Consider the following 15,942-nt stretch of genomic DNA (forward strand, 5'->3'; position numbering starts at 1 on the left):
TCGTTCGCGCGAAGACGAAGTTGGGAGCTCATATCTCCAGCGGCAAACCAAGAGTGTCAACAAATTTGGACACGGATGTAAAATTAGACGCCATTGTCTAAAACGTCAAGACGTCTTATCTTCGCTCTCATGAAAGATCGCATGACACCGGCAGCCCGGATGGGGGGGCATACGCAGCGCGGCCAATGCGCCAAGCGCATGTCGATCCTCGATGCCGCCGCCGACGTCTTCTGCCGCCAGGGTTTTGCCGGCGCCAGCATCGACGAGATCGCCGCAGTCGCCTGCGTATCCCGCCAAACGATCTACAATCACTATCGCGAGAAGGAAACGCTGTTCGTCGCCGTCGTCGAAGACGTCATGAACCGCGCCAACGCCATGCTCTTCTCGGTGCTGTCATCTTTCCCGGACAACGCCGACGATCTTGAGGGTGAACTGACGGCTTTCGCCGTGCGCCTCAATAAGAACTGCATCTGCAACCACGATGGAAAATTCTTGCGGAAGCTGGTGCAGACCGAAGGCGAGCGGTATCCGCACCTCTTCGAAAGCTGGCGCCAGCAGGGGCCGGGCAAGCTGATCACTGCCCTTTCCGCACTGTTCGCGCGGCTTGCCCACAAGGGAACGCTCGTCATCGACGATTTCGACGTCGCCGCCCGGCAGTTCGTCGCACTCGGCAATGCCGACCTGCAAATGATGATCCTTCTCGGCGCCACACCCACCGATGAAGAGCTGGAAAAGGCGGCGCGCAACGCCGTCCGTACTTTTCTCAAGGCCTATGGCAGGCCGGTGGCCGAAAAGGCCGGCCAGCAGCCGCAACTCGCAGCCATCTCAGGCTGATCAGGCCTCCTCTGATCGGGGCCCTCTGATCAGGCAAAGACCGTCATCTGCGAAGGCACGACCGCGAACATGCCGACGCGGCGCGCGGCGAGATATTTCACCAGCTGTTCGACAACCGAAGGCATGACCGGCTTCTGGACCACGCCGACCGCACCCTTGACCCCATCGGCGACGATTTCTGGATTGCCGGTCATGAAGACGACCGCGATGCCGTGCTCTTGCGCCAGCCGCCGGCCGATCTCAGGCCCGGTCGGGCCGTCGGCGAGATTGACGTCGACGAAAGCGATATCGGCAAGCGGCGCCAGCCGTAACGCCTGTTCGCAATCTTTGGCAAGGCCGGCGACCTGCATCCCCATGCCTTCCACCGTCGCCTCGAGATCGAGCGCAATCAGGAATTCATCTTCGACGATCAATACTCTCTGTTTCATCAGATCATCTCGTTGCCAGCGCCGCACGACATTGGTGGCCATGATACGTCCCCTTGTTACGCCTATACTTCGAAAGAGGGATCCGCTCCGCCAGCCTGTCCTTCAAGCGAAACTCATGGCGGTAACGGGCAACTCGAAGATATGTTCCGCGGTGGAACGCGATTTGCCATATTTAAGGCATTGTTAACGTTGATAAATTCTTAATAACAAGGAGATGGAGAAAAAGGCGGAGCCGGATCGCGCTTAAGCTCGAGGCTACATCTTATGGCTGAAGGCGCGATAAGACGGTATAACCCTTGCGTTACCTCAAACGAGAATCATATTGAGAAACACATTTATCGTTCTGGCCGCCGTGATCATCGGCTTGTTCGCTTACACCAAATTGATGGCCGGGGTCGGTTCAGGCTCGCCGCCTGCGGATGCGCCTTTCGAGCAACGGGCTGACCTCATTCGCGTTTATAAATCCGAACGCCGCATGGTCCTTCTCAGAGGCGATGCCGCCCTCTCGACATACCGGATTTCTCTTGGGTGGGCTGCCGACGAGGGTCCCAAGCAGCGAGAAGGTGACGAGAAAACACCCGAAGGACGGTATGAGATAGACTGGCGAAATCCCAATTCCATGGCGCATCTCAGCCTGCACATTTCCTATCCAAATCCTGGTGACCAGCGCAACGCTCAATCCGGCGGCTTCCCTCCCGGTGGCGCGATCATGATCCACGGCCTTCCCAATGGCTGGGGCCTGTTCGGAAACATCCATCAACTGTGGGATTGGACGGATGGGTGCATTGCGGTCACCAACGCGGAGATGCGCGAAATCTGGGCTCGCGTACCCGACCATACACCCATCGAGATTATGCCCTGAACTGTTGCCACGGCCTTTTCAGCCCTTGGCCTTCAGGACGAGGACCGGCTGGCTGCGATAGTCGGCGGGAAACAGCGACTTGAGGTTCTCGATTTTCGGCAGGTCGTTATAGACGATATAGGGATAGGTCGGATTGAGCGTCAGGAAATCCTGATGATAGGCTTCGGCGGGATAGAAGCCGATGGCGTCGGACACCTTGGTGACGATCGGCTGGGCGAAGACATGCGCCTTGTCGAGCTGCTCGATATAGCCCTCGGCGACCTTGCGCTGCTCGGGATCGGAGACGAACAGCGCCGAGCGGTATTGCGTTCCCCGATCCGGACCCTGGAAATTCAGCTGCGTCGGGTTGTGCGCCACCGAGAAGAAGATCTGTAGCAACTTGCCATAACTCACCTGATTCGGATCGAACTTGACCTGAACGGATTCGGCGTGACCCGTCGCGCCGGTGCTCACGGTTTCATATTGCGCCGTTTTGGCATCGCCGCCGGCATAGCCGGAGACGGCGCTCTTAACGCCCTTCACATGCTGGAAGACGCCCTGGACGCCCCAGAAACAGCCGCCGGCGAAAATGGCCGTCTCGGTGCCGGATCCGGCCGCCTGGTCAATGGCTGGCGGCGGGATGACAACCGCCTCCTCGGCCGCGGCTACGCCACACGCACTGAGCGAGACGACGGCGGCGGCGAGGAACGCGGCAAGGCGCCTGCGATGGGAAGACGTGGGCATTGCGCTACCTCCTGCGACAGCCCAAATTCTTGCGCATCCTTGCAAAACCCGCAAATCACAAGCCGGTCACTCACGCCGATGTGACAGCTGGACGAAAGCCCCTGTGCGAACATGAAACAGCGCTCAACTTGAGTTGACAATCCCGCGAGGAGTGAGGAGAGTGCCGCCGATCAGAGCCTGCATTTCCGGGGGGAACCTATGTCCGTGCGCTCGTTCTTTGCATTCGCGACAATCGCATTTTTTTCCACGATCGCCGTCAGCCTTCCCGCCGTCGCTGCGGACACCAAGCGCGACATCCAGACGATCAAGGACGCCGATTTCTTCGGCTTCGATCTTCGCACCGAGCAGAATGTCTCGCTCGATCAGTGCAAGACCTCCTGCATCGGCGACAAGAGCTGCAAGGCCTTCACCTACAATCCCAAGGTGAAATGGTGTTTCCTGAAATCCGATTTCAAGACGATGAATGCTTTCCCCGGCGCGATCGCCGGCAAGATCGTCGAAACATCAGGCAAGCAGGAGCCCGAAATCGGCGCCGCGCCGCGCCTGACATTCCTAACCAACGACCTCATCCAGCAGGCCCATGACTTCAAGGACAATCTGGCGCTTGCCGACGACCAGCAGGGCCAGGGCGTCGACAGCCTGACGGCCAATGCCCGCATCGACCTCACCGCCAACAATCTGGCCGAGGCGCTGAAGTCCTTCCATGGCGCGCTGTCGATCACCCCTGACGACGCCGATCTCTGGCTCGAAACCGCCCGCGCCGCCGCTTCGCTCGGCAACGCCGAGACCAACACATCCGGCCAGGCCGTGCTCGACGCGCTGAACGGCTACGAGCTGACGCGCACCAAGGCCAAGCGCGCCGAGGCGCTCGCCGTCCTCGCTGACGCCCTGGACCGCAACGCCAATTACCGCCCGGCGCTCGACGCCTACAAGGCGAGCCTGGCGCTGGTTGCCTCCGACGATGTTCAGACCGCCTACCTGCAGCTGAAATCGACGCAGGGCTTCCGCATCACCGAACACACGGTCGATGCCGACAGCGCCACGCCGCGCGCCTGCGTCACCTTCTCCGAGGCGCTGGTCAAGACCACCGACTACACGCCCTTCGTGACGCTGAACGGGGCAGCTCCCAAGGCGCTGGAAACCAAGGACAAGCAGATCTGCGTCGAGGGGCTGACGCATGGCGAGACCTACAAGATCGCTTTCCGCACCGGCCTGCCGTCCTCCGTCGACGAGGCGCTCGAAGCACCCGTCAGCATCGACGTCTATATCAAGGACCGTAGCCAGATGGTGCGTTTCACCGGCGACAGCTTCGTGCTGCCCTCGACGGCGCGCCGCGGCATCCCGCTCGTCTCGGTCAACCTGAACTCGGCCAATCTCAAACTCTACCGCATCGGCGATCGCGCCATTGCGCCGCTCTTGACCAATTCGCAATTCCTGACTCAGCTCGACGGCTACAGCGCCCAGAACATTCAGGACCAGAATGGCGAACTCGTCTGGCAGGGCTCGATCGACATCGCCAACGAGCTCAACAAGGACATCGTCACCAGCTTCCCGGTCGACGAGGCGCTGCCCGAGCGCAAGCCCGGCATCTACGTGCTGACGGCATCGGGCCCGAACGGCCCGGCGCAGGAGTGGGATTCACAGGCGACCCAATGGTTCCTGGTCTCCGATATCGGCGTCACCACCTATGCCGGCACCGACGGGCTCAACGTCTTCACCCGTTCGCTCGCCTCGGCCAAGCCGATCGCAGGCGTCGAACTGCAGCTTCTCGCCAAGAACAATGAAGTGCTCGGCACCGCGACGACCGACGAAAACGGCCGCGCCACCTTCACCGCCGGCCTGATCCGCGGCACGGCGGCGCTCACACCCGCCGTCATCGCCGCCAGGAACGGGACCTCGGACTACGTCTTCCTCGACATGACACGCGCCGGCTTCGACCTTTCCGACCGCGGCGTGACGGGCCGCGCCGCCCCCGGCGCGATCGACGTGCTGACCTTCACCGAACGCGGTATCTACCGCGCCGGCGAAACGGTGCATGCCCAGGCGCTCGCCCGCGACACCGATGGCAACGCCATCGAGAACCTGCCGCTCACCTTCATCTTCAGCCGCCCCGATGGCGTCGAAGACCGGCGGATCGTCAGCCAGACCAGCAATCTCGGCGGTTATTCCATCGATTTCCCGACCCAGGAAACCGCCATGCGCGGCACCTGGACGATGAACATCTATACCGATCCCAAGGGCAGCGCGATCGCCAGCAAGAGTTTCCTGGTCGACGATTTCGTCCCCGATCGCACCGACATGGAGATCAAGACCGAGGCCAAGGAAGTCGGTCCGGACACGCCGGCGACGATCACCGTTTCGGGCAAATATCTCTACGGCGCCCCGGCCGCCGGGCTGACGCTCGAAGGCGATGTCGTCGTCAAGCCGACGCGTGAGAGTGCTGCCTTTAAGGGCTTTCTGTTCGGCCTCGCCGACGAAGAGGCGAGCGAGGATTCGCGCCTGCCGATCGATGGCCTGCCGGAACTCGACGAGAACGGCGAAGCCTCGACGGATCTCACCATCAGCGACCTGCCGGCCACGACGCAGCTGCTCAACGCCACTGTCTACATACGCATGCAGGAAGCGGGCGGCCGCGCCATCGAGCGCTCTCTGACCATTCCGGTGAAGAACGAGCGGGCGTCTATCGGCATCAAGCCGGAATTTTCCGGCGACCTGCCCGAGAACTCGATCGCCAACTTCACGGTGATCGGCGTCAATGCCGCCGGGCAGAAGCAGGAGGCGAAGAGCCTGCGCTGGAAATTCTACAGCCTCAATCGCGAATACCAATGGTATCGCGAGGGAACGGCGTGGAAATACGAGCCGGTCTACACCGCCGAGCAGGTTTCCAACGGCAGCGTCGACGCGACGATGGATGGCGGCAAGATTTCCGTTCCGGTGACCTGGGGCCGATATCGTCTCGAAGTGGAAAGCCCGGATGCCGACGGCCCGACCTCCAGCGTCGAATTCGACGCCGGCTGGTTCGTCACCTCGACCTCGACCGAAACGCCCGACGGGCTGGAAATCGCCCTCGACAAGGACAGCTACAAGATCGGCGAGACCGCCAGGCTGAAAGTCACCTCGCGTTACGGCGGCGAGTTGATGGTGACAGCCGGCACCGAAAAGCTGGTCGCCGTGCAGAACGCTGCGATCGGTGAGACCGGCGGCGAGGTCGACATCCCTGTGACAGCGGACTGGGGTGCCGGCGCTTATGTTACAGCCACGCTCTTCCGTCCCGGCGATGCCCAAGACAGCCATATGCCGATGCGCTCGATCGGCATCAAATGGCTGAAGGTCGATCCCGAACAGCGTGCGTTGCAGGTAACGCTCGCAACACCCGAAAAAATGCTGCCGCGCGGGCCGCTCGATATCGGCCTGCAGGTGGCGGGCGCCGGCGCCAACGAGGACGCCTATGTGACGGTTGCCGCCGTCGATGTCGGCATTCTCAACCTGACGCGCTACGAACCGCCGAACCCGGAAGACTGGTATTTCGGCCAGCGCCAACTCGGCCTTGAAATCCGCGACCTCTATGGCCGGCTGATCGACGGCTCGCTCGGTGCGACCGGCAAGCTCAGGACCGGTGGTGACGGCGGCGCCGTGGCGCTGCAGGCAAGCCCGCCGACGCAGAAGCTCGTCGCCTTCTTCTCCGGGCCGGTGAAGCTCGACGCCGAAGGCAAGGCCCATGTCTCCTTCGACATTCCGCAATTCAACGGCACGGCGCGCGTCATGGCGGTCGCCTGGTCGAAATCAGGTGTCGGCCACGGCGTCAAGGATGTCATCATCCGCGACCCTGTCGTGGTGACCGCAAGCCTGCCGAAATTCCTCGCCCCCGGCGACAAGGCCAATCTGCGCCTCGACATCGCCAACACCGACGCGCCGGCCGGCGACTACAAGCTGCAGCTGACCGGCAATGATGCCGTCGGCATCGAACAGGCTTCCGCCGCGCAGACGATCCGCCTCGAGGCCGGAGCGAAATCCGAATTGACGCTTTCGCTCGTCGGCAAACAGCCAGGCGCCGGCAGCATCTCGATCAACCTTTCCGATGCTTCCGGCCTGTCGCTCGACCAGACCGTCGACGTGCCGGTGCGCCCTGCATCGCTGCCGATCACCGAACGGCGGGTGCTGGCGCTGAAGCCGGGAGCAAAGCTCACTGTCGACAAGAACCTGCTGGCCGATAGCGTGCTGCCCGGCGCCTCGATCAGCGTCAACGTCACACGTTCGGCCGCCTTCGATATCCCGGCCTTGCTGATGACGCTCGACCGCTATCCCTTCGGCTGCGCCGAGCAGACCACCAGCCGGGCGCTGCCGCTGCTCTACCTCGCCGAAGTGGCAAAGCAGGCCGGCATGGCAAATGACGAGGACGTGCACCAGCGCGTGCAGGACGCGATCTACCGCGTGCTCTCCTACCAGGCCTCGGCCGGTAGCTTCGGCCTCTGGGGACCGGATTCGGGCGACGTCTGGCTCGATTCCTACGTCACCGATTTCCTGACGCGGGCCCGCGAAATGAAATATGACGTGCCGGAAAGGGCCTTCGTGCAGGCGCTGGAAAACCTGCAGAACACGCTGTCCTACACCACCGACATCAAGGGCCAGGGCGATCAGATCGCCTATGCCATCTACGTCCTTGCCCGCAACAAGAAGGCCGCGATCAGCGATCTGCGCTACTATGCCGATACGATGATCAACGACTTCCCGACGCCGCTCGCCAAGGCGCATATCGCTGCGGCACTGGCCCTCTATGGTGATGCGCAGCGTTCGAAGAATATCTTCCTCGACGCGCTGCAGATGTCGGAGCAATCGATGGTGTCGCGCGTGAACCTGTCGCGCACCGACTACGGCACGATCCTGCGCGATGGTGCCGCGATCCTGGCGCTTGCCGCCGAAAGCCGGCCGGTGCCGCCTGTCATCCCGGAACTCGCCAAGGCCGTCGGCAAGGAATGGGGGCGCAGCAAATATAAGAGCACGCAGGAAGAAACCTGGATGCTGCTTGCCGCGCGCGCCATCCAGGGCGGTGACGATGGACTGAAGGTCGATGTCAATGGCGCGCCGCATACCGGCGCCTACATGGCCCGCATGACCGGCGATGCGCTCGCCGACCATCCGCTGACGCTGACCAACCAGACGAACGACACGGTTTCGGCTGCAGTCACCACCGTTGCCGCCCCCACAATGCCGCTGCCGGCCGGTGGCGACGGCTTCATCATCGAGCGCAGCTACTACACGCTCGACGGCGAAGAGGCGAATGTCAGCGAGGCGAAGCAGAACGAACGCTACGTCGTCGTCATCCATGTGCGCGAAACCAATGACTGGCCGTCGCGCATCGTCATCACCGATCTCCTGCCCGCCGGTTTCGAGATCGACAATCCGAATCTCGTCGACAGTGCCCAGATGACGAATTTCGATTGGATCGGCGAGATCTCGGCCGCCCATACCGAATTCCGCTATGACCGCTTCGTTGCCGCCTTCAACCGCGCAGCAGGCGACAATCGCGAATTCAACGTCGCCTATGTCGTGCGCGCCGTTACCCCCGGCACCTACGACCATCCGGCGGCAAGCGTCGAGGACATGTACCGGCCGGAGCTTTCGGCCCGCACGGCGACCGGCAAGATGGAGGTCGTGGCAGCGCAATAATGAAGCGGTGGCACAAGATCGCGATCGGATCCGCGGCCGGCATCGTTCTTGCCGGCGCGGTTCTCTTTGCGCTCGACGCTGCCGACAAGGCCTATCCGCCGCCATTGGACAGGGCGAATGCCGTCTCCGCCGAGGTGCTGGATGCCGACGGGCAATTGCTGCGCGCCTTCGCGACCTCGGAAGGCCGCTGGCGGCTGAAGACGGCGGTCTCCGACGTCGATCCGCAATTCCTGCGCATGCTGATCGCCTATGAGGACCAGCGTTTTTATGATCACGGCGGCGTCGATCCCTGGGCGCTCGGGCGTGCCGCCATGCAATTGGTCGGCAATGGCCGCATCGTTTCCGGCGCCTCGACCCTGTCGATGCAGGTAGCGCGGCTGATCGAGCCGCGCGAAGGGCGTTCGCTTTCGGCAAAGCTGCTGCAGCTGGTGCGCGCCGTGCAGATCGAGCGGCGGCTGTCGAAAGAACAGATCCTCGATCTCTACCTGACGCATGCGCCTTATGGCGGCAATCTGGAAGGCGTGCGCGCCGCAAGCCTTGCCTATTTCGGCAAGGAACCGCGCCGCCTCACGGTCGCAGAGGCGGCTTTGCTCGTCGCCCTGCCGCAATTGCCGGAACGGCGCCGGCCGGACCGCAATCTCAAGGCAGCCGAGGCTGCGCGCAAGCGTGTGCTTGACCGTGTGGCGGTGGCGGAAGCCGTGGGCGATGGCGAAGCGGAGCGTGCCGAGGGTGTCGCGGTCCCATCGCGGCGCATGCAATTGCCCGCACTTGCCGCCCATGTCGCGGAAGCCGCGCTGCGCAAGGAGCCTGATGTCCTCAAGCATCAGACGACCTTGAAGAAGCAGGTGCAGCAGGGGCTGGAATCGGTTGCGCGGGCAGCGGCCATGAAGCTCGGGCCGAAGCTGTCGCTCGCTATGGTGATGGCTGATGCGCAAACCGGCGCGATCGTCGGCGAGGTCGGCTCGGCCGATTATTTCGACGCCAGCCGCTCCGGCTGGATCGACATGACCCGCGTCAACCGCTCGCCGGGCTCGACGCTGAAGCCCTTCATCTATGGGCTCGCCTTCGAACAGGGCTTGGTGTCCCAGGAAACGATCATCGAAGACCGGCCCGCCGATTTCTTCGGCTACCGGCCGCGCAATTTCGACATGAGCTATCAGGGCGACGTCACCGTGCGCGAGGCGCTGCAGCTTTCGCTGAACGTGCCGGCGGTCAAGCTGCTCGATGCGGTCGGGCCGTCGCGGCTGATGGTACGCTTCCGCCGCGCCGAGGTGCGCCCGGTCCTGCCGCCGAATGAGACGCCGGGGCTGGCGATCGGTCTTGGCGGCGTCGGCATCACCTTGAAGGATCTGGTGCAGCTCTATACGGCGCTCGCCAATCGCGGCCAGCCGGCAAGGCTCGGCGACGGTGTCACCGGCGCACCGGGCAAACTCAACGGCGAACCGCTGCTGGAGCCGGTCGCGGTCTGGAACGTCGCCGATATTCTCTCCGGCGTCATTCCGCCCGCCGGCGCGCCGCAGCGCGGCATCGCCTACAAGACCGGCACGAGCTATGGCTATCGCGACGCCTGGTCGGTCGGCTATGACGGGCGCTATGTGTTCGGCGTCTGGGTCGGACGGCCCGACAATAGCGCCGTGCCGGGATTGACCGGCTATGGCACCGCAGCACCCATCCTATTCGAGGGCTTCGCCAAGTCCGGCATCGCAACGACGCCGCTGCCCCGCCCGCCGGCCGGCGCCGTGCGCATCGCCCAGTCTGAGCTGCCGATCAGCCAGCGCCGTTTTGCGCTGAATGCCAATGGCCTGCTCGTCGCCTCCGGTCGCGAGGCAGCACCTCAGATCATCTATCCGCCCGAGGGCGCGCATGTGGATCTCGGCGCTGGAGCAGGCAACCTGTCACCCCTGATGCTGAAGCTGCAGGGCGGCCGCGCCCCGTTCCGCTGGCTTGCCAACGGCAAGCCGCTGCCCGACCTCTCGCGTCGGCGCACCCAGCAATGGCTGCCCGATGGCGGCGGCTACTCGAAACTGACCGTCATCGACTCGGCCGGGAGGGCCGCAAGCGTGGGCGTCTTCATCGACTAACGCATCGTGCTTTGCGCGTCTGAAAAGACGCGCGGCGCTGTAAGGGAACAAAAACCCGGGCACAACCGTTGGAGAGGGTCTCCCTCCAACGTCAGACGGCCTCATGACACTTCCGACCGCGACCTACCGGATCCAATTCCGCAACGGCATGACTTTCGATCGCGCCTGCGACCTCGTCCCCTATCTCAAGACGCTTGGCATCAGCCACCTCTATACCTCGCCGATCTTTACCGCCGTCAGCGGCTCGACCCACGGCTATGACGTGACAGACGCCAACGAAATCGACCCGACGCTTGGCGGCCGGGCCGGATTCGAGCGGCTGACGGAAAGTCTCGCCGCCGCCGGCATGGGACTGATCCTCGACATCGTCCCGAACCACATGGCGGCCTCGCCGGAAAACGGCTGGTGGCGCGACGTATTGGCATTCGGCCGGCAGAGCGCTTATGCCAGCCACTTCGACATCGACTGGAGCGAGCCGCTGACCCTGCCACAGCTCGGTCAGGATTTCGATCGCGCTCTGGCTGGCGGCGAGCTGCGCATCGCGCTCGACGAAACGCATGGCAATTTCGCGCTCGGTTACTTCGAGACGCTGTTGCCGCTGAACCCCACGAGTTACGGCGCCCTCGCAAACCGGCTCGACGATCCGGTCGCCACCCGAATGGCGGAGGCTGCGGCCGAGACCTCCGGCGAGGATTTCAACCGCACGATGCGCGATATCCTCTTCGAAGGCGGCGATCGGGCCATCCTCCAGCAAAAGCTCGAAGAGGTCTCGGCCGATCTCGATTTCCTGAGAAACCTGCTTGAGGGACAGCATTGGCGGCTGACCCACTGGAAGGACGCGGCACGGCATCTGAGCTATCGCCGTTTTTTCGAGGTGACCGGCCTGGTCGGAACCCGCGTCGAAGATCCCGCGGTGTTCGAGGACGTGCACCGGCTGGTGATCGAACTGGTGCGCCATGGCAAGGTGCAAGGCCTGCGCATCGACCATGTCGACGGGCTGGCCGAACCCAAGGCCTATCTCGACAGGTTGCGGGAGGCGGTGGGACCAGACACCTATATCGTCGTCGAAAAGATCCTCGGACCCGGTGAGGTCCTGCCGGAGAACTGGCCGGTCGCCGGCACCACGGGATATGAGTTCATCGCCGCGCTCAGCGAGCTGTTCATCGAGAGCAGCGGTCTGCGCATATTGGACGGCGCCTATCGCAGCCTCGCCGGCGAGACCGGCAATCTCGAAGAGAGCCGGCAGATTGCCAAGCGACTGATGGTCGAACGCAATTTCGCCGGCGAGACCGACAGGCTGGTGTCGATCGCGGCAGGCATCTTTCCCGAGCTGAAAAGAGACGAGATCGCCACCGCGCTCTGCGAACTGCTGATCGCCTTTCCCGTCTACCGCACCTATGGCGACGGAGGCCCGCTTTCCTGGCAGGATGCAGCGGTCCTTGCCGGGACCGCGTCGCAGGTTTTGCCAAAGCTCGATGATCGCAGTGCCTGCGACCATGTGCTGAAGCTTCTCGAAGGCAAGATCGAAGGTGATGCGGCCCATGCGTTCCGGATCCGCTTCCAGCAATTGAGCGGGCCAGTGATGGCGAAGGCGACAGAGGATACGCTGTTCTATCGCTACAACAGGCTGCTTGCCGCAAACGAAGTGGGCGGCGAACCGGGCAAGGCGCCCGGCGGCATGGAGGAATTCCACCGTCGCATGGCCGAGCGGGCGCGGCTGCAGCCGCATGGGCTTTCGGCGAGCGCCACCCACGACACCAAACGCGGTGAGGATGCGCGCGCCAGGCTTTACGCGCTGAGCGAGGGCGCGGATGTCTTTGCCCAGGCGGTGGAGCGTTGGCGCGACATGAACCGGCCGTGGCTGCAGGAACTGGCGGATGGCGTTGCGCCGGAGCCGAATGTCGAATGGATGCTCTATCAGGCGCTGGCCGGCATCTGGCCGGAAGACTTCGACAGAGGACGGACGGAAGAACTGCGCGAACGCCTCGCCGACTACGCGGTCAAAGCCGTGCGCGAGGCGAAACTGCGCGGCGATTGGACGGAACAGAATGCCGTTTACGAGGAGGCGGTGACGACCTATGCCACGGCGCTGGTTGCGCCTGAGAATGACGCCTTCCTCGAAGATTTCGAAAGGGTGCTACAGCCCTTCATAGCGGCGGGTTACCTCAACAGCCTGTCGCAGACGCTGCTCAAGCTGACAGCCCCCGGCATTCCCGATATCTACCAGGGTGCGGAGGGTTTCGATTTCAGCCTCGTCGATCCCGACAACCGCCGGCCGGTCGATCATGAACGGCTGGCGGCCTGGCTTGATGAAGCCGGGCCGATCGCCAAGCTGCAGGCGGCGGCGCTGAAACAGCGCATCGTCGCGATCGGCCTGCAGCTGCGCCAACGGTATGTGGACCTCTTTGCCAGAGGCGACTATCTGCCGCTGAAGGTGACGGGCAACCGCCGCGATCATGTGCTCGCCTTTGCCCGGGTGCATAAGAGTGATTTCGCGATCGTCGCCGCGCCGCGGCTGATGTTCGGCTGGCTCGACCCTGGCGTGCTCTTTGCCGGCCCGGAATTTTGGGAGGATACGGCGATCGCCGTCCCCTCCCCGCTTCACGGGCTGAAGGCGGATCTGGTGACCGGAAAGACGATCGAGCCCGGGGGCAGCATCTCGGTCGCCGCCCTGCTCGGGAGCCAGCCGGTCGGGCTGATCACCCCACTCTGAGGTATCCAGCGCCAACGCATCGGACATTCGTCAAAATAGTGCTTGACCTTCCAGTTGCTGGAAGGTTCATAACCCTATTCAGGTGCCGCTCCCGGCGCGGAGAGAGTTATGAATATCAAGCACGAACACGATCACCATCACAGCCACGCCCATGGCGACAATCATTGCCATTGCGGCCATGATCAGGAGAAGGCTGCCGACGCCATTGTCCGTGATCCCATCTGCGGCATGACCGTCGATCCGCAGGCCGGCAAGCCCTCACTCGACCATGGCGGCCGCACCTATCATTTCTGTTCCGAGCATTGCCGAACGAAATTTGCGGCAGCACCCGAGGATTACCTGACGGCGAAGGACCCCGTCTGCGGCATGAGCGTCGATCGCTCGACGGCGAGATATTTCCTGAAAGCCGAGGGCGAGAAATTCTATTTCTGCTCGGCCGCGTGCCAGGCGAAGTTCGAAGCCGACCCTGCAGCCTACCGCGATGGCCAGCGCCCGACGACAAAACCGGCGCCGAAGGGTACGCTCTATACCTGCCCGATGCATCCTGAAGTCGTCAGCGATCGCCCCGGCGACTGCCCGAAATGCGGCATGGCGCTGGAGCCGATGGGCATCCCCCCAGCCGACGAAGGCCCGAACCCGGAACTCGTCGATTTCGTCAGGCGGCTCTGGGTCAGCGCCATCCTTGCCCTGCCGCTGCTGGCGCTCGGCATGGGGCCGATGCTCGGCCTGCCGCTCCGCGAAGCGATCGGCGAGCCGCAGGCGACCTTCATCGAACTGCTGCTGGCAACCCCGGTGGTGCTCTGGGCCGCCCTGCCCTTCTTCCGCCGCGCATGGGCGTCCGTTGTCAACCGCAGCCCGAATATGTGGACGCTGATCGGTCTCGGTGTCGGCACCGCCTATCTCTACAGCGTCGTCGCCACGCTTGCGCCCGGCATCTTCCCGATGAGTTTTCGTGGCCATGGCGCGGCCGTGCCGGTCTATTTCGAGGCAGCGGCCGTCATCGTCGCGCTCGTCTTCGTCGGCCAAGTGCTGGAATTGAAAGCGCGCGAACGCACCGGCTCGGCAATCCGCGCTTTGCTGGACCTTGCGCCGAAGACAGCACGCCGCATCGATGCCGAAGGCAACGAAAGTGACGTGCCGGTGGACGACATCAATGTCGCCGACCGGCTGCGCGTTCGCCCCGGCGAGCGGGTGCCGGTGGACGGTTCCGTCCTCGAGGGCCAGTCGACCGTCGATGAATCGATGATATCGGGCGAGCCCCTGCCCGTAGAGAAATCGAAAGGCGATCCGCTGACCGGCGGCACGATCAACAAGAACGGCACCTTCGTGATGTCCGCCGAGAAGGTCGGCGCAGACACGGTGCTGTCACGCATCGTCGACATGGTCGCCAAGGCACAGCGCTCGCGGGCGCCGATCCAGGGGGCGGTCGATAGAGTATCGGCCGTCTTCGTGCCGGCGGTCGTCGCCGTCGCCCTTCTTGCCTTCCTCGCCTGGGCCGCGATCGGGCCGGAGCCGCGCATGGCGAACGGCCTGCTTGCCGCCGTCGCCGTTCTGATCATCGCCTGCCCCTGTGCGCTCGGCCTTGCGACGCCGATGTCGATCATGATCGCAACGGGGCGTGGTGCTGGAGAAGGCGTGCTGATCAAAGATGCCGAAGCGCTAGAACGCTTCTCCAAGGTCGATACGCTGATCGTCGACAAGACGGGCACGCTGACCGAAGGAAAGCCGAAGCTTACCGATATCGCAGCCTTCGGCGGGGTCGGGGAAGACCGGCTGCTATCGCTGGCGGCAAGCCTGGAGCGCGGCTCCGAACATCCGCTGGCCGAAGCGATCGTTTCCGGCGCCGAGGAGCGCGGTGTCGCCTTCGTCGAGGTCACCGGCTTCGAGGCAACGACCGGCAAGGGCGTTCAGGGCATTGCCGACGGCACGACGGTCGCGCTCGGCAATGCGGCGATGCTTGCCGATCTCGGCATCGATCCGGCAGCACTTAGCGAGAAGACCGAAGCTCTGCGGGGCGACGGCAAGACGGTGATGTTCGTGGTGTTCGACGGCGCGCTTGCCGGGCTTGTTGCCGTTGCCGACCGGATCAAGCCGACGACGGCTGCCGCCATCCAGGCGCTGCATGATAGTGGGTTGAAGATCATCATGGCGACGGGCGACAATGAGCGCACGGCGCGGGCGGTGGCAAAAAGCCTCGGCATCGACGAGGTGCGCGCCGATGTGCTTCCGGAAGGCAAGAAGGCGCTGATCGATGAACTGCGTAGCAAAGGCGCTATCATCGCCATGGCCGGCGACGGCGTCAATGACGCGCCGGCGCTTGCCGCCGCCGATGTCGGCATCGCCATGGGCACCGGCGCCGACGTCGCGATGGAAAGCGCCGGCATCACATTGGTGAAGGGCGATCTCACCGGCATCGTCAGGGCGCGGCGGCTGGCGGAGGCGACGATGCGCAACATCCGCCAGAATCTCGGCTTCGCCTTCGGCTATAATGCGCTCGGCGTGCCGGTCGCCGCCGGCGTGCTCTATCCGATCTTCGGGCTGCTGCTTTCGCCGATGATCGCCGCGGCAGCGATGAGCCTGTCATCCGTCTCGGTGATTTCAAATGCGCTGAGACTGCGCTTTGCAAAACTATAG

General features: G+C 63.6%; 8 protein-coding genes. 6 read left to right on the forward strand and 2 right to left on the reverse strand.

What is annotated here, in order from left to right; translation table 11 throughout:
• Positions 1-93: 93 nt before the first annotated feature.
• On the forward strand, positions 94-834 hold the full coding sequence (locus FHT69_RS13380) for a TetR/AcrR family transcriptional regulator (RefSeq protein WP_028756284.1): 741 nt from the start codon (positions 94-96) through the stop codon (positions 832-834).
• A 29-nt stretch (positions 835-863) separates the two neighbouring features.
• On the opposite strand, the gene FHT69_RS13385 is transcribed toward FHT69_RS13380, so the two are convergent.
• Positions 864-1,304, reverse strand: coding sequence for a response regulator (locus FHT69_RS13385; protein WP_183905460.1), 441 nt, complete (start codon positions 1,302-1,304; stop codon positions 864-866).
• Between the two features lie 280 nt (positions 1,305-1,584).
• On the opposite strand from FHT69_RS13385, the gene FHT69_RS13390 reads away from it, so the two are divergent.
• Entirely contained in the window at positions 1,585-2,124 is a 540-nt protein-coding gene (locus tag FHT69_RS13390) for a murein L,D-transpeptidase family protein (RefSeq protein ID WP_183905461.1), read from the forward strand.
• Between the two features lie 18 nt (positions 2,125-2,142).
• On the opposite strand, the gene msrA is transcribed toward FHT69_RS13390, so the two are convergent.
• A complete protein-coding gene (msrA, locus tag FHT69_RS13395; protein ID WP_028756287.1) occupies positions 2,143-2,847 on the reverse strand; it encodes a peptide-methionine (S)-S-oxide reductase MsrA in 705 nt (234 codons plus the stop codon).
• Between the two features lie 198 nt (positions 2,848-3,045).
• Between msrA and FHT69_RS13400 the strand changes: the two genes are divergently transcribed.
• The 4 genes from FHT69_RS13400 to FHT69_RS13415 all read left to right on the forward strand — a co-directional run bounded on the left by FHT69_RS13400 (position 3,046) and on the right by FHT69_RS13415 (position 15,942).
• Positions 3,046-8,514, forward strand: coding sequence for an alpha-2-macroglobulin family protein (locus tag FHT69_RS13400; RefSeq protein ID WP_029868150.1), 5,469 nt, complete (start codon positions 3,046-3,048; stop codon positions 8,512-8,514).
• Positions 8,514-10,595, forward strand: a complete 2,082-nt coding sequence (gene pbpC, locus FHT69_RS13405) for a penicillin-binding protein 1C (RefSeq protein ID WP_183905462.1) — start codon at positions 8,514-8,516, stop codon at positions 10,593-10,595. Before FHT69_RS13400 ends, pbpC begins: the two co-directional genes overlap by 1 nt.
• A 103-nt stretch (positions 10,596-10,698) precedes the next feature.
• Positions 10,699-13,308 (forward strand): malto-oligosyltrehalose synthase, encoded by a 2,610-nt coding sequence (gene treY / locus FHT69_RS13410; RefSeq protein ID WP_063475946.1) that lies wholly within the window; start codon positions 10,699-10,701, stop codon positions 13,306-13,308.
• Between the two features lie 108 nt (positions 13,309-13,416).
• Positions 13,417-15,942 (forward strand): heavy metal translocating P-type ATPase, encoded by a 2,526-nt coding sequence (locus FHT69_RS13415; protein WP_029868147.1) that lies wholly within the window; start codon positions 13,417-13,419, stop codon positions 15,940-15,942.

Origin of the sequence: Rhizobium sp. BK008 (assembly GCF_014197345.1) — a bacterium.
In the GTDB taxonomy this organism is placed as follows: Bacteria; Pseudomonadota; Alphaproteobacteria; order Rhizobiales; family Rhizobiaceae; genus Rhizobium; species Rhizobium anhuiense.

Excerpts from the sequence above, each read along its gene's own strand:
- msrA (WP_028756287.1), bottom strand. The coding sequence starts at position 2,847 with ATGCCCACGTCTTCCCATCGCAGGCGCCTTGCCGCGTTCCTCGCCGCC.
- treY (WP_063475946.1), top strand. The coding sequence starts at position 10,699 with ATGACACTTCCGACCGCGACCTACCGGATCCAATTCCGCAACGGCATG.
- pbpC (WP_183905462.1), top strand. The coding sequence starts at position 8,514 with ATGAAGCGGTGGCACAAGATCGCGATCGGATCCGCGGCCGGCATCGTT.
- FHT69_RS13400 (WP_029868150.1), top strand. The coding sequence starts at position 3,046 with ATGTCCGTGCGCTCGTTCTTTGCATTCGCGACAATCGCATTTTTTTCC.
- FHT69_RS13385 (WP_183905460.1), bottom strand. The coding sequence starts at position 1,304 with ATGGCCACCAATGTCGTGCGGCGCTGGCAACGAGATGATCTGATGAAA.
- FHT69_RS13415 (WP_029868147.1), top strand. The coding sequence starts at position 13,417 with ATGAATATCAAGCACGAACACGATCACCATCACAGCCACGCCCATGGC.